This window comes from Asticcacaulis sp., assembly GCF_027484505.1.
Taxonomy (GTDB): Bacteria; Pseudomonadota; Alphaproteobacteria; order Caulobacterales; family Caulobacteraceae; genus Asticcacaulis.
The window spans coordinates 78,159-99,796 of record NZ_JAIXSV010000256.1 but is presented as its reverse complement, the minus strand read 5'-3'; the positions used below and the strand labels follow the sequence as shown (position 1 = coordinate 99,796).

Below are 21,638 nucleotides of genomic sequence, written 5' to 3'. Positions count from 1 at the left end.
GTGTTTTAGAAACGGATATGCTTGCGTAATCAAAAGCGGGCGCGATAGGGTAAGGTATCTATTGCAAGGATATGACCATGCTGCGCACCGACCGCCGTTCGTTTCTTACCCTTAGCGCAGGCCTTGCCGCGGCGGCGGCCCTGCCGGCCTTTGCGCAGACGTCTGATACCGCGCAGATCGACGCCATTGTCGAAGCCTTTATGGCGAAGTTCGCTCTGCCGGGTGTCGCCGTGGCGGTCATCCGGCCCGGTCAGCCTGACTATGTGAAGGGCTATGGCGTCCGCACGCTGGGTAAGCCGGACAAGGTCGATGAGCATACGCAGTTCGGCGTCGCCTCCAATACCAAGGCCTTTACGGCGGCGGCTCTGGCCCTGCTGGTCGAAGAGAAAAAGGTCGAATGGGACGCGCCGGTCGTGCGTTATATCCCTGAGTTTAAAATGTACGATGCGACCCTGACGCCACTGGTGACGGTGCGGGATCTGCTGTCGCACAGGGCGGGTCTGGGTCTGGGGCAGGGCGACCTGATGCTGTTCCCGGAGTCGGACCATACGCGCGAGGATCAGCTTAAGGGCGTACAGTTCCTCAAACCGCAATATCCGTTCCGGTCCGGCTATGCCTATAACAATGTCATGTTCACCATCGCCGGTCTGGTCATCGAGCGGGTGTCGGGCCAGACCTATGAGCGCTTTGTGACTGAGCGTCTGCTGACGCCGCTGGGCATGGCCGATACGGTGCTGGGCTGGCCCAATGTGACGGGGAACAACGTGGCCGGGCGGCACGCGCGTCTGACCGGCCCGCTGCGCGGTATGGGCGACTATAAGGTGGTCTTGCCCGAAGAGACGCTGTCCTTTTCACCGGCGGCCGGGCTGGTCACCAGCGTGACGGGCATATTGCCGTGGCTGCATACGCAACTGAAAAAGGGCGTGATGCCCAATGGTCAGCGGCTGTTTTCCGAGGCCTCGTCGCGCGAAATGTGGAAGCCCAACACGATGGTCGGGGCCGGAGCGGGGCCGACGCCGGAAATGCCGACCGCGGCGCTGTTCCGCACCTATGGTCTGGGCTGGTTCATTCAGGATTATCGCGGCTTGCGTCTGGTGTCGCACTCCGGCGGGCTGGTCGGGCAGGTGACGCAGCAGGCCCTGTTGCCGGAAAAGGGCATAGCGGTCGCCGTCTATACCAATGTCGAGGACGGGGCGAGCGGGCAGATTCGCAACGCCATTCTCGACCTGCTCATTGGCGCGCCGACCTTTGACTGGCTCAAGGCGGCGGCCGAAGGCACGACCAAGGCAGCCGACAAGGCGCTGGCCGATGCACCCAAGGCGCAACCGGGCGGGCCGTCACTGCCGCTTTCGGCCTATGCGGGCACCTATCGGGATGCGTGGTATGGCGACGTGACGGTGGCGGTGAGTGGAAAGGGTAAGACGGCGCGTCTGATGCTGGATTTCACCCGCACGCCGCGCCTGAAAGGGCCGCTGGAGGTGTTCGGACCGGACGTTTTCCGCACGCGCTTCCCGATCGGCTGGGGCGAGGACGCTGTGGTCACGTTCGAGATGAAGGACGGTCAGGTCGTGGGTATGAAGCTGGTGGCCTATTCACCGTTGGCCGATTTCAGCTTCGACTATCAGGACCTCGATCTGCGAAAGGTATAGGCGGGTCACGGGGCGAAGGGGGCCGTGCCCCCTTCGTCTTAAACCGTCACCGGCAGGCTTTGCATCAGGCGCTCGGCAGCGCGTTCGGCCCCGTCTTCCTGCGACACAACGGCGGAAGCGGCTTCGGCCTTATGGGGAAAGCTTGGGTCAGACAGCAGACGATCCAGCAGACGAATGGCCGAATGTTTGTGCCAACGGTCGAAGGTGATCGACAGGCCGGCCCCCAGACGCTCGATACGGCGGCCATTGTCGAACTGATCGCCAAAGACCGGCGTAACCAGTTGCGGACGCCCGGCGCGCAGGGCCTGAGCCGTGGAGCCTATGCCACCGTGGTGAATATTGACACGCGCGCGCGGCATCAGCAGCGAGTGCGGCGCGTAGGGGACGCAGAGAATATCCGGCCCAAAGTCGTCATTGAGCAGCGGGCTTTGCCCGCCGACCAGCAGCACGGCGCGCTGACGCAGCGCCTTCGCCGCCTTGACAGCGGTGCGGTAGAAGTCTTCACCGTCATAGACCGCCGTGGACCCCAGACTGAAGACCAGCGGGGCCTGACCGGCAGACAGGAAGGCCTCCAGCTGCGGCGGCAGTTCGCTGCGGCGGCCGTCTTCGGAATCGAAGAAGGGGAAGCCGACGATCTCGGTATGCGGCGGAAAGTCCGGGGCTACGTCGCCGATGAGGGGCGAATAGAGGCCCAGCGTCATCTGATCCGACTGCACGCCGCCCAGGCTGATTTCCATATTTACGCCGTACTTGGCATAGATGGCGCGGATAGGGGCGAGGCAGCCCGACAGCTTCTTTTCGCCGATCCAGAAGATGGCGCGGTTATATTGCCGGCCCAGCTCGGTGCGCGGCGACAGCACCAGAGGCGCGTCCTTCAGCTTGGGCGGATCATAGGCCGACAGCATGACGGCCGGTTGCAGGGCAACGGTAGAGAAGGGCCGGCCTTCGAGGCGCGCCGCCAGATGCGCCGTATAGGCGTAGGAGGAGGAGACGACCAGATCGGCCTGCCGCACAATGGGGCGAAGCTCGGACAGGCCCTGTTCTATATAGGGGGCCACGAGGTGCTTCAGCATGAAGCCGTGGTCCTGTGAGAAGTGGCGGATGATCTGCGCGGCGTCGATGCCCAGATTCTGGCGATAGGTTTCCATGCTGGGGCCACAGGCGAGGAATTTCAACCCGGCGGCTTCGACCTTACCTTCATAATCGGGGTGAGAGGCCAGCACGACGCTGACCCCACGACGTTTCAGCGCAAGGCCCAACGCCATGAAGGGATGCAGATCCCCCAGCGAACCAAAGGTCGTCAGAACGATTTGAGGCGCGGTCGGCATCGTCTAACCTTTTGAATCCTACTGAACGACTTTTTTAGGATCGAATTTCGGAGCCGGGCTCAAACGCATCACTTCGGTCATGTATTTTTCACTTTCCCCCAAGAGCGCCAGAGGTAGCGCCTTGACGCAGGCGTCGCACAAACGCTCAACCCAGTCCTCGGCCTTGTAGAAGTCCGATAAGACCCAGCTATGTACCAGTTCCTTTTGTCCGGGGTGCCCGATCCCCATGCGCCCGCGCACAAAGTTCGGCCCCAGATGTCCCATAATGGAGCGTAAACCATTATGGCCCGCATGGCCACCGCCCATTTTCAGCCGGAAGCGCCCCGGAGCCAGATCCAGTTCATCATGAAATACAAGGATATGGTCAGGCTTGATCTTGTAGAAGGTCGCCGCTTCCAGAACCGCATTGCCGGACAGGTTCATGAAGGTTTGCGGCTTCATGGCCAGTATTTTCGCAGGTCCCTTGGGCGTATCCACGCTCCCTTCGGAGACTTCGGACTGAAATTTTTTGCGCACCGGACCGAAGCTGGGCCCGTCGATCAGGCGATCAATAAACATGAAGCCGATATTGTGCCGGTTCTTCGCATATTGCGTACCTGGATTGCCAAGACCAACGACAAGAAACAAGGCGGGCTCCGATCAGCTCAAATCGATTCCGTACTCAATGAACGGTGATCTAATCAAAAAAATGGCAGAACGAACATGCCGAAATGCACAGACCCGGAGCGGAATCGTCGGGTTGCACACAGAAATAAGCCCTGTCCTTAGGGTAAGGACAGGGCTTTATCCTATTCCGTGTAAAAGCCCTTATCAGGCTTCGGCGGAAGCTTCTTCGCTCTTTTCAGCGGCCGAGGCGGTGATCGAAGCGATCACGACGTCCTTGCCCTGAACGGTGGTGACGTCCGACGGGAGGTTCAGATCGCCGACATGCACCGAAGCGCCGATGTCGAGACCCGACAGGTCAACCACGACGTCTTCCGGGATGTGACCGGCGGGAACTTGGATTTCCAGCTCGTGGAAGGCCACGGTCAGGGCGCCGCCCTTTTTCATGCCTGGCGAGGCTTCGTGGTTCTTAAAGTGAACCGGCACGTTGATCTTGATGGTCTGGGTTTCATCGACGCGATACAGGTCGAAGTGAACCGGCACATCGGTGACCGGATGGAAGTCGATCGCCTTAGCGATGACCTTCTGGGTTTCTTCGCCGTACTTCAGCGTGACGAGGTGACCGGCCAGCTTGCCCGTGTAGAGCGCCTTGCGGAATTCGTTGAGCTTCACGGCGATAGCCACCGGAGCCTTGTCACCACCGTACAGGATGCCCGGAACCTTGCCTTCATTGCGGGTGGCGCGGGCGCCGCCGGTGCCGGTGCGCTCACGGATTTCAACGTCTAGTACGATATCGGCCATTAGCCTGTTCCTCAAACAAAATGCGCCGCGTCAGTTTCAATGCCCGCCCTCTGAAACCTCCGTAAGGGAGGCGCGGGCAACACAATGGACACGGCGTGGGGAGACCCCGAAAATCTCAAGAGGGCGCGTAGATACACGCTAACGTCCCGATACGCAACTGGTCAGAAAGCGGAAAAATCGGCTTTTTCCTGCTCAAGGCCGGGTTTTTCAGACGGTAACCCTCATAAAGCCGAAAATCCCCCACGGGCGTCGAGGTAAGCCCTTGGAGGATTTTCAATATAACAGCAGATGGCACAGGGGAAGTTGCCTCCCCCCTGTCCGGTCAGGACGTCTTCTTCTTGGCCGGCGCGGTGGTCTTTTTCGTCGAAGTCTTCTTGGACGACGTTTTCTTGACCGGTTCTGGCTTGATGTACGGCTTGGCGTTGGCGTACCTCAACTCTTCGGTGCCGTCGGCCCGCAGCTTGACCTCGCGGTCCGGCGACAGGTTGAGCGCGTTCGAAGACAGTTCGCCGATGCAGTTACCCGTATCCATCATGATGTGCTGCCCAACGCAGAACACATCATCAAAGTGGAAGCGCGAGGCGGCCAGACACTGATTAAGATTCAGCTTTGATTCGCCGAGGCAGCGCGGCGACTGCTGCTCGTTCAGCAGGGCCACGACGGCGGCTTCGTTGGGGCCGGTCCCTTCACCCAGAATGGAGATGGCAGCGATGGCGAGCGCCCGATTCACGCCATAGGTATAGGGCGTGTTGAACAGGGTTTCCTGATCGAAGGACACCGGGGTGGTGCCCGTAGTGCTGAGCGGCTGAGCCGGGGTGCTGGTCGCTGCGGTCGCGTTATAGGCGGCGGCTTCGGCGGTCGCCGTGCCCGTGCTGGCGCGCGTAGTCAGGCCCTTACCGGTCAGGGCTGCGGTCAGCAGTCGAGCGCTTTCATCGCTGGCGACGCCACGGCTGGTCGAGGACGACAGCTTGGTGGCGGCCAGACGGCCCGCCGGATCGCTCAGCACGCCCTTGGACCAGGCCTGTTTCTGGATCGAATAGGCGGCTTGCTTCATCGCCGTACCCTTGGCGTAGAGCATTTCGCCGTCCGAAGACAGGGCCAGGATAACGCGACGGGCGGCGATATTGGCACCGGGGATGCCCGCCGCGTAGGCTGGATTGCTGAACAGCTTGTTCACCAGTTCCTGACGCGCCGCGTCGTCGGAGGCATAGGCGCGCAGTTGCGAGCGGAAGGCCGGTTCCTGCATGGCGACGATGGCGGCATAGGCGATAGCCCCGCGCGCCAGTTGCTTCGGCTCATAGGAAGCGCCCTGGCTCAGCTTGGCCTGCACCATAGAGGCGTCGTTGAAATCCGGGCTCATGCCACGCGCCTGTTCGACATAAGTGACATAGACCGAGGCGGCATCGGAAATGGCCGGAGCCAGCGACACGGGCGGCCCAGCAGGCGCGGGTGGCGGCGGGGGAGGTGCGGGCGGTGGCGCGTCGGTCTGACAGGCGGCCAGGCTAAGGGCCATAATCGACGCGGTGACGGCCAAGAAGAGCGGCCTGCGGCCGGTTCCGGTCGTGAATTTCATACTAAACTCCCCAATACGGATGCCCGGAACGGCGGGCAATATACGAGACGTCGGTTGACGGGGCGCAAACCCCAGGGCGCAGACAAACAGAAAGTCGTGCGGCCAAGCTTCCGCATCTGTTTCTTATGTCAGGTACTCTGAGCGGGCGGCATTTCCCACCGGACGGCGAGGGCATGATACTGGCAAAACGGCCGATCACAAGGCTGTCAGGAATAATTCAACTGCCAGCAGAAGTCCTCATAAAAGCGCCAAAAATATGGCTTTTTCGCTCGCGGCGGCCCCTGAGTCGCGCCGAAACGAAAATAACATTTCCGTGAGAGGTGTGGCCCTCCTCACGGTTAATATTGGCCTAATGGAAAATAAAAGAGGCATCCGGAAGGATGCCTTTTGGTCGGGAGCTTAGTCAAAGAGTTTGGAAACAGACTCTTCGTTGGCGATGCGGCGGATCGCCTCGCCGATCAGCGGAGCGACGCCGACGATACGCACCTTGGGGTGGTTACGGACATGCTCCGGCGCTTCGATCGAGTCGGTGATTACCAGTTCTTTGAGCACCGAAGTCTCCACGCGCTCCATCGCCTTGCCCGACAGCACGCCGTGGCTGATATAGGCGGAGACCGAGGTGGCACCGCGATCAATTAGCGCCTTGGCGGCGTTGACCAGCGTGCCGCCGGAATCGACGATATCGTCGAACAGGATGCAGTTGCGGCCGGTCACGTCCCCGATGATGTTCATCACTTCGGATTCGCCAGCGCGCGGACGGCGCTTGTCCACGATGGCCAGATCACCGCCCAGACGATCCGCCAACGCGCGGGCGCGCACCACGCCGCCGACGTCCGGCGACACCACCATGATTTCATGGGCGTTGGTGTAGTTGGCCTTGATGTCCTTGGCCATGAAGGGGATGGCCACAAGGTTGTCGGTCGGGATGTCGAAAAAGCCCTGAATCTGACCGGCGTGCAGGTCCATGGTCAGGACGCGGTGCGCCCCGGCGCGCACGATCAGATTGGCCACCAACTTGGCCGAAATCGGGGTGCGTCCGCCGGTCTTACGGTCCTGACGGGCATAGCCGAAATAGGGGATGACGGCAGTGATGCGCTTGGCCGAAGCCCGCGTCAGGGCATCGATGCAGATCAGCAGTTCCATCAGGTTGTCATTGGCCGGATAGCTGGTGGACTGAATGACAAATACATCCTCACCGCGCACGTTTTCGTCGATGGTGACGAAGATTTCCTTGTCGGCGAACCGTTCGATGCGGGCCTTGGTCAGGGGCATGTCGAGATAGTCGCCGATGGCCTGAGCCAGCAGTCGGTTGGAATTGGCCGATAGCAATTTCATGGGGAACCTGTGGGGCGGCAGGGTGGGAAACACGTGCGTGTTTTACATGCGGCGGCTTTTAACAGGTGCGATCTTTGGGGCAAGCCCGATTCGTCGCAAATCCTTAAAATTCTCGCTGGATTTACGGCTCTCTTGGCGTGCCCATGATGAACCATGCGCGCTTAATCGTTTCACCCTCGATTTCGTAGATGCCGACCACATCGACACGCCGCATACCCTCCGGAAAATTGCGGGTGACGGATTCGGTGTCGATAACGAAGGTGCCGATCACGCTGCGGCTGATGAGATGGGCGTAAAGGTCCGGTTCCTGAAAGCGGATCAGGTGGCGATCACCAATAGCCCTATGTCCCTTGGCCAGCAGGGTCTGTGGATGGGCGTAGATTTCGGCATCTTCGGCCCAAAAGGACAAAAACCTGTTCACGTCCTTCGCATTATAGGCGTCGAGCTGCCCTTTGACGATGTCTTCCGCTGAGCGTGTCATGGGCGCAGCATGATGGCGCTGATCAGGCGGCCATAGTCTGGCTCCTGCCGCAGGAAGCCGCGGCGGTTGGAATGGAACAGGGCCTCTTCGGCGCAGGTGTCGTGGCCCGTGGTCGCGACCTGCGTCAGGCCCAGCCGCTTCAGTCGCATCAGGCAGAAGCCGGGCAGGTCGAAATAGCGCTTGTCGGCGGCCTTGCCGGGAATAAAGCAGGCGCCGCTTTCGGCATCCTGCGCGCAGAAGGTTTCTTCGTAGTCAGCTGAAACTTCATAAGAGGCCTGCGCTATGCACGGGCCGATGACGGCCCTAAGGTGCCGGGCCTCGGCCCCCTTGGCCAGAAGCGCCGCGTATTCGGCCTCGATCATGCCCCCCAGCGCACCCTTCCAGCCCGCGTGACAGGCCCCGACGACGCCATTGACCGGATCGGCCCACAGGATGGGGGCACAATCGGCTGACAAAGCCCCCAGAATCAGGCCGGGGGCGGTGGTGACCAGGCCATCGGCCTCCGGACGGTCTTCGGTGGGCCACGGGCCATCGACCGTCACGGCGATTTTGGAATGCACCTGATAACAGTTGAGCAGACGCGCTTCGGGCTGGCCAAAGCTGGCGGCGACGCGGCGGCGGTTTTCAAGGATATTGTCGCGCGTGTCCTTGGAGCCCTGCCCGACATTCAGCGACTCGTAAGGAAAGGGCGAGACGCCGCCGAGCCGCGTGAAAAAGCCGTGCTGGATGTTCGGCAGGTCGAGGAGTGGGTGCAGGATTCGGGGCAGGGTCATTGTAGCGCCTGTGAAATTAAGAGCCCCCCACCACCGCATCTCAGCTTCGCTTCGTGCGGTCCCCCTCCCCAGTAAACTGGGGAGGTATGAAGGCTAAGCTGTACTAGGCCCCGATCTCGATCGGTGCAAGGCCTGCCAGCGGCAGGTCGCGGGGGTAACTGAGGGCCAGCACCTTAAACAACTCGCCCATCTCCTCTGACGCGATCAGGCGATGGACCTGCCGCGCCAGCCGGTCGGTTTCCTCAGGGTTTTTCGCGCGCAGTTCATCGAAGCGCTCGATGATGCCGAGACGTTGCAGGAAAACGCCCTGCGGTGTGATCTGGCTAACCCCCAGCCCCATGTTCAGCGCCGTAATCGCCAGCGACGGAAAATCGGCCCACTGGGTCAGGTCGTGCGCGCCGGGTTCGGCCAGCGGATCGGTCTTTTCGTGGCGATAGAGGGCCTGAAGTGTATCGCCGGGTTCGGGGCGGTCGCGGCCGTAGTCGATAAACAGCGCCGCACCCGTCGCCTCGTGGATCAGCGCGCCGACGGCCTCGATCAGGCGGTTTTGTGCCAGAGAGACTTCGCAGACCTGACCGGTTTCGGCGGCGAAGGGGGCGGTGAAATCATCAGGCGCGGGGACGAGGCCGATGACCAGTTCGCCCTCATGCAAACCCACGCAGCGCTCAAACCAGCCGTCGGGCGTCAGTTGAAACTGCCGCGCCGGCAGACAGTCGAGCACCTCATTGGCGATGATGAGCAAGGGCGCATCGGTCGGCACGTGGTCGAGGCTGTCGTAATGGCGCACCCCTCCTAGCCTGGCCGTTTGCACAGCACGCAGCGGCTGCGAGGGTTCGATCAGACCGATCTCAACGGCCTGCGCAAAGGCGGGCAGGGCGCGGAAAGTGCGCAGAAGATCGCTCATCAGCGTGCCGTCACCGGGGCCGATTTCAAGGACGCGAATCTTCGCGGGCGCACCCAGATCCTGCCACGCCTGCATGGCCCACAGGGCGAGACGTTCGCCGAACATCTGCGACACCAGCGGGGCCGTGATAAAGTCGCCCGCTTCGCCCAGAGCCGGGCGCGTGGCATAATAGCCTTCCTGCGGGTCGAACAGGCAGGCCCACATATAGTCGGCAATGGTCAGCGGGCCTTCGAGCTTTATTTGCTCGATCAGGCGGGTCTTAAGCGAGGCCATCAGGCGCTTTCGTCTCATTCGTCGTCGCCGTAAACCCGGCAGGCAGGGTTTTGCCGCGCAGGGCCAGCCAGATGGCAATGCCGCCGCCCATGATCATCAGCAGCGACAGGGTCTGCCCCATGGTGATGACGTGCTTGAAGAAGGGCAGCATCTGAGCGTCGGGCTCGCGCACAAATTCAACCAGCACGCGGGCAAGGCCGTATCCCGCAATGAACACGCCCATGATCAGGCCGGGCTGACGCAGTTTGCGCCAGACGTGGACGAGCAGATAGCCGACGATAAACAGCACGATGCCTTCCAGCACGGCCTCATAAAGCTGGCTGGGGTGGCGCGGCAGATAACCGGCCGGGCAGACGCCGCCGTATTGCTGAAGGATAAATTTGTTACAGAAAACCATGCCCCAGGGCCCGTCGGTGGTGCGACCCCACAGTTCGCCATTGATAAAATTGGCGATGCGGCCAAAGAACAGGCCGATCGGCGCGGCACAGGCCAGAAGATCACCCAGTGTCCACGGATTGATACGGTGACGCCGACTATAAAGTACGCCCGCGATACAGACGCCGATAAAACCGCCGTGGAAGGACATGCCGCCTTCCCATACCTTGAAGAATTGCAGCGGGTTTTTCAGGATGGGGGCCAGATCATAGAACAACACATAGCCGATGCGCCCCCCCAGAATGATGCCGAGCGCCATCCAGATAATCAGGTCTTCGAGATTTTCGCGCGACAGGGGGGCGGGGTAGGGCGCCCACAATGACTCCTTGCGGATCACGCGCGTCAGATACCACCAGCCCAGCGCGATACCGGCGACATAGGCCAGCGCGTACCAGCGCAGGGCGAGAGGGCCTATGTGCAAAAGGACGGGATCAATGTCGGGCAGGGTCATGCTCAGAAACCTGTGAACTGTATTCAATGACCTAAAGGAATCATCGAAGGGGGGCAAGAATCGTGAAAAACTTTCTTTCATTCGCCATTCGCACTATATGCGCACAGTGTGACAACTCATTTGAGGCTCTTTCCGGGCCTTTATCCGCAAGGATTTTCCCATGCAGTCGAAAAACCCCTTCCTCGACGAATTCGCCAAGCTCTCGACCAGCGCCATGTCTCTGGCTCAGGCCGCCGGTGACGAGGCCAAGGCCGCCTTCCGCGCCCAGGGCGACCGCTTCGTCGCCGATATGGACCTCATCCGCCGCGATGAATTCGAGGCGATGAAGGAGGTCATGCTGGCCGAAATCGCCGCACTGAAGCTGGAAATCCAGAGCCTCAAATCCAAGGCCGAGTAATCCCGCCCTCTGGACCTCTCTCAGGACACCTGTATCTACCATGGATCTGCCTCAGGCTGACTATACCGACACGACTTCCGACCCGCTCGAACTGGTCGAAGCCATCCTCACCGACGAAGGCCTGACCTTTGAGCGGACGCCTGATGGCGAGGTGCTGTTCTCGCTGGCCGGGCTGTGGAAGTCGCACGACATGTGGTTCTCCTGCCGTCCGGAGGGGGAGTGCCTGCAACTGTGTTCGTCGCTCGACCTGCGCTTCGATCCGGCAAAGGTCGCGCCGATTCATCAGTTACTGTCGCTGGTCAATCAGCGCGTCTGGTTTGGCCACTTTGAAATCTATGAGGACGAAGAGGGGATGCGCGAAGCGGGGCGTCTGCCCGCCGATATCGTCTTCCGCCACACCCTGTTGTCGAGCCCGATGGAACGCCCCGGTCAGGTGCAGACGGCGCACATGATCAATGTTGCCGCTGAGGCGGTGGATCGCTTCTATCCGGCCTTCGACTTCCTGTTCAAAGGCGCGCCAACGGCCGAAGCGGCGCTGGAAGCCTGCCTGTTCGAAACGATCGGAGAGGCATAAACCCTTTCTCCGCCCCTGCGAAGCGGGGGAGGGGGACCACGAAGTGGTGGAGGGGGGCTTCCGGGCGGCCCCCTCCGTCAGTTCGCTCATGCTCACTGACACCTCCCCCGCTGGTCAGGGGAGGAGGGAGGAAAGTCCAATGCTGGCGAAACCCATACTGCTGATCGGGGCCGGGGCGCTGGGGTCGGCCATGCTTAAGGGGATGCGCGCGGCGGGGCACGTGGCCCCGTCCGACCTGATCATTCTCGACCTCAATCCCGGCGAAGAGGCGCAAGCCTATGCCGGGATGGGAGCGCGGCTCAACCCGGCCCCGGAGGTGTGGCGTGAGGCCTTCACCGTCATCATCGCCGTCAAGCCGCAGAGCTGGCGCGGGGCGGCACAGATTCTGGACGGCAATCTCAACCCGGAGGCGACACTGATTTCGGTGATGGCCGGGGTGCGGACCGAAGACCTCAGCAGTGTTTTTGCACCGCTGAAAGTCGCGCGCGTCATGCCGACCACCGGCGTCGCAACCGGTAAGGGCGTTGCCAGTCTCTATGCGGCCGAGGGCGTGGCCTTACAGGCGGCGTCCAATCTTTTCTCGCCGATGGCGGCGACGGTGGTGCTGGATAACGAAGACCTGATCGACGCGGCGACTGCTGTGTCTGGTTCGGGGCCGGCCTATGTCTATGCCTTTGTGGCGGCGTTGGAGCAGGCGGCGCTGGAAACCGGTCTGACGGCCGCTGATGCCAAAACGCTGGCCCGCGCCACCCTGATTTCGGCGGCCAATCTGTTGGATCAGACGGGCGAAGACCCCGAAGACCTGATCCGCAAGGTCGCCTCACCCGGCGGCACCACCGAAGCGGCGCTGAAGGTGCTGCGTCAGGAGGGGCAGGGGCTCACGGAACTTGTGACGGCGGCGGTTCTGGCCGCACAGAAACGCTCCAAAGAACTCGGATAAGCAAAGCCCCGCCGGTTGGCGGGGCTTCGTCTTTCTTATTTGAGGCTAAGTTTCGCTTCGATCTCTTTCCAGTCCACGATCTTGAAATTTTGCCGGGCACGGGTGGTCGAAAGCGCTTCGCCTTCGGTGTCCATGTCGTCCTGCATCACGACGATACCCTTGGCATAGGGGCCGACCTGCCCGCCCAGGGCCGCGACCCCATCCGTCCCCGTCACGGCGTCGATGCCATTGCCGGGGAAGACCGAGAAGCGGCCCTGATAAACGGGCGCTCCCTCGACGCGCCAGACGGCAAAGGCCGAGTCGCCTTGCGACGAGGCGATCAGATAGGTCTTTTGGCCATCGCGCAGCAGGGTCAGGCCTTCGACATCGGCCTTGAGCACGTCCGACGGCAGGCTGGCCAGCGCCTTACGCTGCGAACCCGTCGCCGGATCGAGGCTGTACATCCAGATGCCGGCGTTTTCTTCGGCGATATAAAGCGTCTGGGTGACGTCATCGACCACGCAGCCTTCGGATTGCGTGCCGACATTGAAGCGGCGCGTTTCGCTCAGGACCGGCTTGCCCGCGGCGACGCCGACCGTGGCCTGAGCCACATCGCCGTTCTTACCAACCATAATGGCGACCAGATCGCCCGCCATCGTTTTGCCGAGGCAGAACCCATAGGCCTCAGAGGTGGCCAGCGGCGCAAAGCCCCAGTCGGTGGTTTTCAGCGTCGCCGGATCGAGCTTGAAGAAACGCACGCCATTGCCGACGCGGTCAGACGCGGCGACCACCACCGGCAGTTCCAGTGCGTCGTTGCGCAGATCGACATTGTTCATCGGACCGACGGTGAGGAAGTCGATTACCTTGCCATTCAGGTCGTAGCTATAAAGACCCGCCTTTTTGTCGGTGCCATAGATCACCACGCGGTTGGAGTCCGACGGATCGACCCAGATTTCGGGATCGTCCGCCGAGTCCAGATTGACCGTGCCGACCGCTGTGGTTTCGGCTACCGCCAGAACCGGCGTGCCCGTGCCCTGCGTCATCTTGGCAGAGTCGGAGATCAGTTCCTGGTGCACGCAGGCGGACAAAACCACTGAACCGACACACAAAAGAGTTGATGTCATAAAAATTTTAAATGTCTGTCCGGAAAGCATTTGCGTACACCCCTATGTGCTGATTTTCGCGCTCTTAGCACGGAGAATAAAAAAGAACACCCCATTTGAGTAGTGCGTGCTGCCGTTCATGCGATATGCTGAACTGTGCATCTAATGTCACAGTGTATCCCCTTTGTGACGCCGTCACAAAAGCTTCACAGAACTGTAGTCGAACCGTCGCCCAGCCTGACTAGACGGACCTCAGGGGCTTTGAAGCAAAGATTTTGCCGGGCCAGATCACTGGGGATTTGAGATGAAAACCGTGAAGTTTCTCGCGATGACGGCGGCGATCGCGCCGCTCGCCGCTGTGGCTGTTCCGGCCGTGGTTCAGGCCGCTGACGCTGAAGAGGTCACCGAAGTTGTTGTGACGGCGCGCCGTCCGTTGGCAGAGTCCGAAGCCTCGGCTTTGCAGACTCAACGCAAATCCGACTCTCTTGTCAGCGTGATCTCCGCAGACGCCATTGGCAATCTTCCAGATCAGAATATCGCTTTCGCGGTCAGCCGACTGCCGGGTGTGACGGTTGAGCGCGATCAGGGGCAGGCCCGTTACGTCAACCTGCGCGGTGCGCCGAATTACTGGACGACTCTGTCGTTTGACGGTCTGTCGGTGGTCTCCCCGGAAGGCCGCGCGTCGCGCTTCGACAACATCCCGTCGGCCATCGCATCTCAGGTCGTTGTCCAAAAGGCGATTGTGCCGTCCATGCCGGGTGACACGGTCGCCGGGAACGTTGAAATCCGTACGCGCCGTGCTTTCGACTACAAGGGCCAGAAGATCGTTGGCAAGCTGGGCCTTGGCTATGTCGAACTGGGCGAAGGCGAGGAAAAAGATTCCAGCCTCGTCTATTCCAACATCTTCATGGGCGGCAAGCTGGGCGTTGTGGCTCAGGCTTCCTACTATTCGCGCGACATGGCGACGGAAAACTGGGAAACCGATCCCTATCTGGTATCAGATGCCGGCAGCGTGACCAAGCGTTTCGCTCAGGAAACCAAGAATAAGCACTACCGTCTGACCCGCGAGAACTATTCGTTTTCGACCCGTGTCGATTACAAACTGAACGACAATCACGAAGTCTTCTTCTCGACCATCAACACGGCCTTTGATGATACCGAGCACCGCGATCAGTTTATTTTTCAGCTCAATCAGGGGACGACGGCGAGCGGCGTGGCTTACGGGTCTTCGGCCTTTTACGCGACGCAGGCCGCGACCTTTAACCCCGTCAGCGATACGGTTTATGGCGGTCGCATCTCGGCACGCATCACCTATCGTAACTATTACGACCGCATGTCCACCAATACCATCGGCGGTGAGTCTAAGTTCGGTGGCGGTCTCGATATGTCCTGGCGCCTGAACTACACTTGGACGGATAACACAACCGATGTGCCTCTGGAACTGCGCTTCCAGAACGGTTCGGCATCTGGTTCAGGTTTCCTGGCACGCCCGACGTTCAGGTATGATTTCACCAGTGGTTCGTCGAACATTGTTGAGCTGTACCGCACGACCGGCACCACTTCGGCCCGTACCGTAGGCGCGCGTGTTCAAAACATTGAAGACTTCGACATGCCGATGAGTCAGGCGACGCGTCAGGAGAACCGTGAAATTACGGAAGCCTGGACGGCCAAGGTCGATTTCGACAAGGATGCAATCCTGTTTGGCCGTGACAGTAAGGTTGAGTTTGGTTTCCTCTACACGGATCGTATCAAAGAATCGAACGTCAGGAACGAGGCCCGTAAGCTCAGCACGACCGCGCGTCTGGCCAACATCGTTCAGGATGGTCCTTATCTGGGTAAGCAACGTCTCGGCTATACCTTCCGCTACTCCAACATCGACGCGGCCTACGCTCTTTACAACGGGCTGAGCATAGATACCCCCGATACCCGTAGCCTTGCGGACTTCTGGAAAGTGAACGAAACCATTACGGCGGGCTACCTGATGGCCACGACGAAGTTCGATTGGGGTAATCTGGTCTATGGTTCGCGCGTCGAACAGATCGAACTGGCCACGAGCGCTTTCTCAAATGGCAAGCTGATCAAAACGTCGCGTGAAGAAACGCTGTTCTACCCCAGCGCTCACCTGAACTGGAACCTGAATGACCGGATGAAAGTGCGTGTTGGCCTGAGCACCTCGGCCTCGCGTCCTGATTTTGACGAAACCCGCCCGAACTTCACCATTAATACGAGCGAGCAATCGATCAGTGGCGGTAACCCGGACGCGACGCCTGAAAAGCAGACCGGCCTCGATACCTACTTTGAATGGTACGCGCCGAATCACTTCTTCTCAGCCGGTGTCTTCTACAAGGATATTCAGGACGTTCTGGCCAAGACTTCGCGTCCGTTTGGCCGCACGGACCTCGACACTCCGACTCAGAGCTACGCCAATTTCAGTTATGTGACCCGCCGCAATGTGGGTGATGGATATCTCAGCGGTCTCGAACTCTACTATTCGGGCAGCTTCGAACCGCTGTTCGAGAAGATGAACTTCCCGGCCTGGACTCATGGATTCGGCGTTCGCGCCACGGCCATGTTTGCCAAGTCAGAAGTGACCCTGCCGGCAGTGGATGGTGTTCCCGCGCGCAAGATTTCGCTGCCCGGCACTTCGGATGAGGCTTATAACCTGCAAGCTACTTATGAAAAGTACGGCCTGTCGGTGCGTTTGGCATACCAGTTCCGTACAGCCTCGATGCAGGAAGTCGGCGATTACAAGCTGGTTGCCGGCAAGGTTGTTCCGAACGGCAACGGCGACATCTACTGGGATGCTGACGAAGAAGTCGATCTGTCGGTTCGCTATCAGCTCAACAAGCATATTGAACTGTACCTAGACGGTCAGAACCTGTCGAATGACGGTGCCAAGCGTTACGGGGATACGGTCCTTTATCCGATCGAGTTCGAACGCTTTGGTTCGCGCTACATCGCGGGCTTCCGCTTCAACTACTAAAAAAGCCTTTGAGGGTGGGGGAGGCCGAAAGGCCTTGATCCCGGAAAACGCCGCTCCGGCAGGAGCGGCGTTTTTTTTTGGATCGGCCGCCCGGTTTTTGTGTAATTCATCACCGATCCTTAGAGTGCAATCCTCTAAAAATGTCATTATTAAACATAGGCTTAATTTATCCGGCAGCTTAACAGAAATGACGAATGCTCTTAGGCCTGCGCGTAGGGCAGGGCTTTGCGTCCCTCGTCTTTTGCGCTAGGGTTGCAAACTCTGAAAGGGAGGGGACGTTATGAAGCTATCTGTTGATTTTGCCTTTGCGGGCATCGAAATCATCAAGAAGAACCCGCTGGCCGTGCTGGTCTGGGGTCTGGTCTATCTGGTGGTCAGTGTGGTGTCGTCGCTGCTTATAGTGGCGGTGGCTGGACCGGCGCTGACGGCGCTGCAAAACTATCAGACCGCGCCCGATGCCGACCCGATGCAGGTGTTCGGTCATCTCGGGGCGCTTGTGCCGGTCTATCTCATTGCCGGTGTTCTGGGGCTAATCTCTTCCGCCATCATCCAGTGCGCCGTCTTCCGCAGCCAGTTACAGCCGGGGGCCGGTGGCTTTGCCTCTTTGAAACTGGGGGGCGATGAGTTCCGGCAAATACTGGTCGGGATATTGTGGGCTCTGGCGCTGGCGCTCTTTTACGTCCTGTTCGGGATCGCGCTGGCCATATCCATTGGCCTTATCTCGCTGATCGGGCAGGTCAGCGAGATTGTGGCCGGGATACTGATCTTCCTTCTGGTCGTTGGCGGCATTGTCGCCTTTCTGTATGTCGTCAGCCGCTGGTCGCTGGCGTCGGTACAGTCTTTTGCGGAGAAGAAGATCAATATTTTCGGCAGCTTCAAGCTGACCGAAGGGCAAGGCTGGAAGCTGCTGGGTGGTTATCTGCTGCTGGGTCTGGTGATGATCGTCATTATGATCATCGTCTATAGCCTGGTCTTTGCGCTGGTGGTTGGGACCAGCGGGGGGTGGGTGCAGGCGATTACGCAGATGAACCGTCCGGACATGAGCTCGGTCACGGCCCTGCTGACGCCGATCTTTTTCGCGCAAACCATCGTCAGCAGTCTGCTGATGGGCGGCTTCTATGCCCTGATTTACGGGGCTTCGGCAGCGGCCTACAGCGCCTTAAGCGACAAGGGCACGCGCTCGGTCGAAGTGTTCTGACCTTGATGTGAGGACGGTCGGACGATAGGCTTACCGCAAAGGAGCCTTTCATGTTCGACCGTCGCACCCTGCTGTTATCGTCTCTGGCCCTGTCGGTGGCGGGGGCCGTGGCGGCCAAGCCACGCAAACCCGTGCCGGTGATTTTTCACACCGATATTGGCGGCGATGTGGATGATACCTTCGCGCTCCTTTACCTGCTGCGTCGGCCGGAACTGGCGCTCAAGCTGGTGGCGACCGATGCGGGTAGCCCGCAGTACAAGGCCCGCCTGACGGCCAAACTGCTGACGCTGGCCGGGCGCAGTGACGTGGTCATTGCCATGGGGCGTCCGAAGGGCGAGGAGACAGGCGCGCAGGCCGAATGGCTGGGGGATTACAAGCTTGCCTCCTATCGCGGCTTGGTGCGCAAGGACGCTGCTCAGGCCATGATCGACACGGTGATGGCCTCACCAGACCCGATGACGGTCATAAGTGTTGGTCCGGCCACGGAACTGGCCGAAGCCTTGCGACGTGAGCCGAAACTGGCGCAAAAGGCGCGCTTTATCGGCATGTTTGGCTCGGTGCGTATCGGCTATAAGGGTGTTGCGCCGGCCGATGCCGAATATAACGTCAAGGTCGATCCGGCGGCGCTGCGCACGATCTTCGAAGCCGACTGGCTCAGTTGTTCGATTACCCCGCTCGATACCTGTGGTCGGGTGACGCTGGATGGGGGCGACTGGCAAAGGCTGTGGCATAGCCGTGATCCCTTCGCCGTGGCCTGCATCGAAAACAGCAAGGTGTGGCTGCCCAACGCGCCATGGATGGCCAAGGATTTCGACCTGAGCCAGCAAAGCTCGGTGCAGTTCGACGCTGTGGCGGTCGAGATGGCCTTTGACGAGTCGAAACTGGTGATGGAAACCCTGCCGCTCAGCGTGTCGGATGAGGGTATGACCCTGATCGACCCCGCCAAGGGTCGCCCGGTCCGCGTGGCGACGCAGTGGACCGACCTGCCCGGCTTCAAGCGGCAACTGGTCGAGGGACTGACGCGCGGCGCTTGAGGGCGGCGGCGGGCGGTGTTACTATCAGTTAGTAATAGATAGGAGCTTGCCATGCCGACCTCGGTTGCCCTTAGCCCGCACTTCGAAGCCTTCATCAAGGCGCAGATCGCCACCGGCCGCTACAATAATGTCAGCGAGGTGATCCGTGAAGGCCTGCGTCTGCTGGAAGACCGCGAGTTGGAGAAACAGCGGCAACGCGAAGCCCTGCGCGCTGAGATCGCCAAGGGGATGGAAGGTGAAGGCGTTGAGTTGGACGCCGCCTTCGCTCAGGTGCACGCACACATTGATGCCGTCAGCCGAAAAGCGGGCTGATGAAGGTCATTCTCTCACCCCGCGCTCTGAGCGACCTGATGGATATTGCGGGTTACATAGCCGCAGATAACCCACGCCGCGCGGTGAGCTTTACAGATGAGATCGAGGTCCGTTGCCGCAAGTTGGGCGATATGCCGTCGGCAGGGCTACTCTTCGATGAAGAGGCAGGTGTGCGCCGCGTCACTCATGCCCGTTATAATATCTATTACCGCATCAATACGGATCATGTGCGTATCCTACGCATCCTGCACGGCGCGCGACAAGTCGGTGAAGACGATATCTGACAGGCGTCGGCCGATGAGACCGACGCACGTCGAAGATAGCAAGCGGGTGGTCTTATTCGTAGGTGGCCCAGGTTTCGCCGGTCTTGCGGCTATAGCTGATGGCGATGCTGGAAACTTCGCACAGGTTGAAGTTTTCCCATTCCGCCGACTCGCCGTCATCATAGACGACCTTGAGATCCCACAGGCAGGCCTTTTCCTTGCGGCTGAAGGCGATGTCCACCTTGCCGTTGTTGGGCAGCACATCGTCTTCCATCACATCCTCGTCCCAGCTATCCGACTTGCTGGGCGACACATAGACCTCGGAAATCGTGTAGCCGGTGTGGTTGATCAGCGTGAAATTCTGCTTGCCCTGAGCCAGAGCCACGGTGGTGGCCAGCATATAGACGACGAGCGCCGAAAGCGCGGCCATCAGCCACATAACGCTCTGGCGGCGCGTTTGAACATTTGAAAACATTGAAATTCTCCCGATAAAATTCAATCACAACGTAAAAAACGGTCACGCAGCGTTCAATCACCGCGATCCGGTTAATCCCATTTATAACGGCTTTTAATGAAGCGGTCGTAACATAGTTATCACAGTTCGCCCGTCTCAGACAGGCAATAACTTCCTAAACCGCTGTCTGGCATAGAACTGGGGGTGGGGGCAAGACCTGCACCGCTTCAAGCGTACCCCGTAGAGGTCTGGCTCCGTTCAGTTAACAATGGACGTGTCCAGCCGGGGCGTATCCTTGAGGAGGCCATTGAGGCGGTTACGGATTATCGCGAAGGTAAAGCCAAATCCCGGCAAGGTCGTCAGTAATATCCACCAGGGCGGATTTTGGGGGAACACCATCCAGATCATAAAGACCAGTATCGGCACGCTGACGATTTGCATGAGTATGAGGGCGTAGCCGCTCAGCAGGGCTTTGCGGATAGTGGTGGCTTGTGCCTCGTCCTTCAGGCGGTAGGCCGGACGATGCCGACCGTGCCGATAAAAAAGGGTGTCCTGACCCAGTCGCTCGAATTTATCGTCGATGAAATTCATCTATCCCCCTGCGCCCCCGGCCTTGGTAAAGCTTTCGACCAATGAGCCGCACACCAGTCGCCAGCCATCGACCAGCACGAAGAAGATCAGCTTGAACGGCAGCGACACCACTACCGGCGGCAGCATCATCATCCCCATGCTCATCAGCACCGAGGCGACGACAAGGTCGATTACCAGAAACGGGATAAACAGCAGAAACCCGATCAGAAACGCCGTCTTCAGCTCCGAAATCATGAAGGCCGGGGTGATGACCGTGATCGGCAGGTCCATATTGTCCTTGGGCTTTTCGACCTTGGACAGGCGGATAAACAGGTTGAGATCGCCGGCATCGACCTGAGACAGCATAAAGGTCTTGACCGGTTCGGAGGCCGCATCGAAGGCCTGCGGCATCTCCATCTCCTGATCCATCAGGGGACGGATACCGGCATCATAGGCCGCCTGATAGGTGGGGGCCATCACCACCGCCGACAGGAACATGGCCAGCGAGATCAGAACCGCATTGGGGGGGCTTTGTTGCAGGCCGAGCGCCGTTCTGAGCAGGGACAGCACCACCACGATTCGGATGAACGAAGTGGTCATGATGACGATGGACGGTGCCAGCGACAGGACGGTCAACAGCCCCAGCATCTGCACGACGCGCGCCGTCAGCGTGCCGCCTTGCCCCAGGTCGAGATTGACCGACTGCGCCAGCACATCGCCGGGGAAGATCATGAGGGCAAAACCCAGAATGCCACCCAGCAGGGTTATGGCATAGTCGCGTTTGCGCATCGGCTTGCCGAACTGACGAAAAAGGTCGGGCATTCGCATCACAGCACCGGCCGATTGACGGTGGGCGCAGAGGCGGGTTTTGGCTTGGGTGCCGGCAGTTGCCGCGGCTCGATCAGTTCTTGACCTTCGCCCAGCAGCAGTAGGCGCTCCTCATCATCGACGCGCACGATCACCAGACGCCGCGCCGGATCGAGGACAAGGGTTTCGACGACGCTCAGGCGGCGTTCCCCGCGCTCCCCCTGAAAACGCGCCAGCAGTTGCGGCGCATACCGGCGCAGGGCATAGGCGAGGCCCAGCACCAGCCCCAGAACGATGGCCAGCGCAAAGGCCGCCCGCAACAGACTTAAAAAGACATCCATCGGGCCAACCCCTCCATACGCGACCACCGCCCCGATATGCGGCACAAGGTCTTAAAGCCTCATTAACCAACAAGGAG

At 60.0% G+C, this 21,638-nt stretch carries 23 protein-coding genes; 9 read left to right on the top strand and 14 right to left on the bottom strand.

Annotated features, from left to right (window positions below; translation table 11 throughout):
• Positions 1 to 77 precede the first annotated feature (77 nt).
• Positions 78 to 1,649 (top strand): serine hydrolase, encoded by a 1,572-nt coding sequence (locus Q0072_RS15370; RefSeq protein ID WP_298331813.1) that lies wholly within the window; start codon positions 78 to 80, stop codon positions 1,647 to 1,649.
• A 38-nt stretch (positions 1,650 to 1,687) separates the two neighbouring features.
• Here Q0072_RS15370 and Q0072_RS15365 read toward each other — a convergent pair whose 3' ends face one another.
• The 9 genes from Q0072_RS15365 to lgt form a co-directional block, all read right to left on the bottom strand.
• Positions 1,688 to 2,977 carry a glycosyltransferase gene (locus Q0072_RS15365; RefSeq protein WP_298331810.1) on the bottom strand — a complete coding sequence of 430 codons (1,290 nt, stop codon included), beginning with the start codon at positions 2,975 to 2,977 and terminating at the stop codon, positions 1,688 to 1,690.
• An 18-nt stretch (positions 2,978 to 2,995) separates the two neighbouring features.
• The gene (gene pth, locus Q0072_RS15360; protein WP_298331808.1) at positions 2,996 to 3,604 is read right to left on the bottom strand and encodes an aminoacyl-tRNA hydrolase; all 609 of its coding nucleotides are present in this window, start codon (positions 3,602 to 3,604) and stop codon (positions 2,996 to 2,998) included.
• 183 nt (positions 3,605 to 3,787) lie between these two features.
• Positions 3,788 to 4,381 carry a 50S ribosomal protein L25/general stress protein Ctc gene (locus Q0072_RS15355; protein WP_298331806.1) on the bottom strand — a complete coding sequence of 198 codons (594 nt, stop codon included), beginning with the start codon at positions 4,379 to 4,381 and terminating at the stop codon, positions 3,788 to 3,790.
• Between the two features lie 322 nt (positions 4,382 to 4,703).
• On the bottom strand, positions 4,704 to 5,954 hold the full coding sequence (locus Q0072_RS15350; RefSeq protein WP_298331803.1) for a hypothetical protein: 1,251 nt from the start codon (positions 5,952 to 5,954) through the stop codon (positions 4,704 to 4,706).
• A gap of 399 nt (positions 5,955 to 6,353) precedes the next feature.
• Complete coding sequence (locus tag Q0072_RS15345) at positions 6,354 to 7,289, bottom strand: ribose-phosphate pyrophosphokinase (RefSeq protein WP_298331799.1); 936 nt, start codon at positions 7,287 to 7,289, stop codon at positions 6,354 to 6,356.
• 121 nt (positions 7,290 to 7,410) lie between these two features.
• Positions 7,411 to 7,770, bottom strand: a complete 360-nt coding sequence (locus Q0072_RS15340; RefSeq protein ID WP_298331796.1) for a nuclear transport factor 2 family protein — start codon at positions 7,768 to 7,770, stop codon at positions 7,411 to 7,413.
• Positions 7,767 to 8,543: a peptidoglycan editing factor PgeF gene (pgeF, locus tag Q0072_RS15335; protein ID WP_298331793.1), complete on the bottom strand. Its 777-nt coding sequence runs from the start codon at positions 8,541 to 8,543 to the stop codon at positions 7,767 to 7,769. Before pgeF ends, Q0072_RS15340 begins: the two co-directional genes overlap by 4 nt.
• A 103-nt stretch (positions 8,544 to 8,646) precedes the next feature.
• The gene (locus Q0072_RS15330; protein WP_298331791.1) at positions 8,647 to 9,738 is read right to left on the bottom strand and encodes an SAM-dependent methyltransferase; all 1,092 of its coding nucleotides are present in this window, start codon (positions 9,736 to 9,738) and stop codon (positions 8,647 to 8,649) included.
• Positions 9,707 to 10,606: a prolipoprotein diacylglyceryl transferase gene (gene lgt, locus Q0072_RS15325; RefSeq protein WP_298331788.1), complete on the bottom strand. Its 900-nt coding sequence runs from the start codon at positions 10,604 to 10,606 to the stop codon at positions 9,707 to 9,709. Before lgt ends, Q0072_RS15330 begins: the two co-directional genes overlap by 32 nt.
• A gap of 160 nt (positions 10,607 to 10,766) precedes the next feature.
• On the opposite strand from lgt, the gene Q0072_RS15320 reads away from it, so the two are divergent.
• The 3 genes from Q0072_RS15320 to proC all read left to right on the top strand — a co-directional run bounded on the left by Q0072_RS15320 (position 10,767) and on the right by proC (position 12,517).
• Complete coding sequence (locus Q0072_RS15320; protein ID WP_013478665.1) at positions 10,767 to 11,003, top strand: accessory factor UbiK family protein; 237 nt, start codon at positions 10,767 to 10,769, stop codon at positions 11,001 to 11,003.
• A gap of 40 nt (positions 11,004 to 11,043) precedes the next feature.
• Entirely contained in the window at positions 11,044 to 11,577 is a 534-nt protein-coding gene (locus tag Q0072_RS15315; RefSeq protein WP_126419956.1) for a YbjN domain-containing protein, read from the top strand.
• Between the two features lie 139 nt (positions 11,578 to 11,716).
• Positions 11,717 to 12,517, top strand: a complete 801-nt coding sequence (gene proC / locus Q0072_RS15310; protein ID WP_298331783.1) for a pyrroline-5-carboxylate reductase — start codon at positions 11,717 to 11,719, stop codon at positions 12,515 to 12,517.
• Positions 12,518 to 12,552: 35 nt separating this feature from the next.
• Here proC and Q0072_RS15305 read toward each other — a convergent pair whose 3' ends face one another.
• Entirely contained in the window at positions 12,553 to 13,620 is a 1,068-nt protein-coding gene (locus tag Q0072_RS15305) for a phytase (RefSeq protein ID WP_298331780.1), read from the bottom strand.
• A gap of 283 nt (positions 13,621 to 13,903) precedes the next feature.
• Between Q0072_RS15305 and Q0072_RS15300 the strand changes: the two genes are divergently transcribed.
• The 5 genes from Q0072_RS15300 (at position 13,904) to Q0072_RS15280 (ending at position 19,410) form a co-directional block, all read left to right on the top strand.
• Positions 13,904 to 16,582 (top strand): TonB-dependent receptor, encoded by a 2,679-nt coding sequence (locus Q0072_RS15300; RefSeq protein WP_298331777.1) that lies wholly within the window; start codon positions 13,904 to 13,906, stop codon positions 16,580 to 16,582.
• A gap of 280 nt (positions 16,583 to 16,862) precedes the next feature.
• The gene (locus tag Q0072_RS15295) at positions 16,863 to 17,780 is read left to right on the top strand and encodes a hypothetical protein (RefSeq protein ID WP_298331774.1); all 918 of its coding nucleotides are present in this window, start codon (positions 16,863 to 16,865) and stop codon (positions 17,778 to 17,780) included.
• Positions 17,781 to 17,830: 50 nt separating this feature from the next.
• A complete protein-coding gene (locus Q0072_RS15290) occupies positions 17,831 to 18,814 on the top strand; it encodes a nucleoside hydrolase (RefSeq protein WP_298331771.1) in 984 nt (327 codons plus the stop codon).
• Between the two features lie 51 nt (positions 18,815 to 18,865).
• Positions 18,866 to 19,126: a type II toxin-antitoxin system ParD family antitoxin gene (locus Q0072_RS15285; RefSeq protein ID WP_298331769.1), complete on the top strand. Its 261-nt coding sequence runs from the start codon at positions 18,866 to 18,868 to the stop codon at positions 19,124 to 19,126.
• Positions 19,126 to 19,410: a type II toxin-antitoxin system RelE/ParE family toxin gene (locus Q0072_RS15280; protein WP_298331765.1), complete on the top strand. Its 285-nt coding sequence runs from the start codon at positions 19,126 to 19,128 to the stop codon at positions 19,408 to 19,410. The genes Q0072_RS15285 and Q0072_RS15280 overlap by 1 nt, the downstream gene beginning before the upstream one ends.
• A gap of 52 nt (positions 19,411 to 19,462) precedes the next feature.
• Here Q0072_RS15280 and Q0072_RS15275 read toward each other — a convergent pair whose 3' ends face one another.
• The 4 genes from Q0072_RS15275 to Q0072_RS15260 form a co-directional block, all read right to left on the bottom strand.
• Entirely contained in the window at positions 19,463 to 19,864 is a 402-nt protein-coding gene (locus Q0072_RS15275; protein ID WP_298331763.1) for an argininosuccinate lyase, read from the bottom strand.
• Between the two features lie 237 nt (positions 19,865 to 20,101).
• On the bottom strand, positions 20,102 to 20,434 hold the full coding sequence (locus Q0072_RS15270) for a hypothetical protein (protein ID WP_298331760.1): 333 nt from the start codon (positions 20,432 to 20,434) through the stop codon (positions 20,102 to 20,104).
• Positions 20,435 to 21,241 (bottom strand): flagellar type III secretion system pore protein FliP, encoded by an 807-nt coding sequence (gene fliP, locus Q0072_RS15265; protein WP_298331757.1) that lies wholly within the window; start codon positions 21,239 to 21,241, stop codon positions 20,435 to 20,437. It lies immediately after the preceding gene.
• On the bottom strand, positions 21,241 to 21,561 hold the full coding sequence (locus tag Q0072_RS15260; RefSeq protein WP_298331754.1) for a flagellar biosynthetic protein FliO: 321 nt from the start codon (positions 21,559 to 21,561) through the stop codon (positions 21,241 to 21,243). The genes fliP and Q0072_RS15260 overlap by 1 nt, the downstream gene beginning before the upstream one ends.
• Positions 21,562 to 21,638 lie beyond the last annotated feature (77 nt).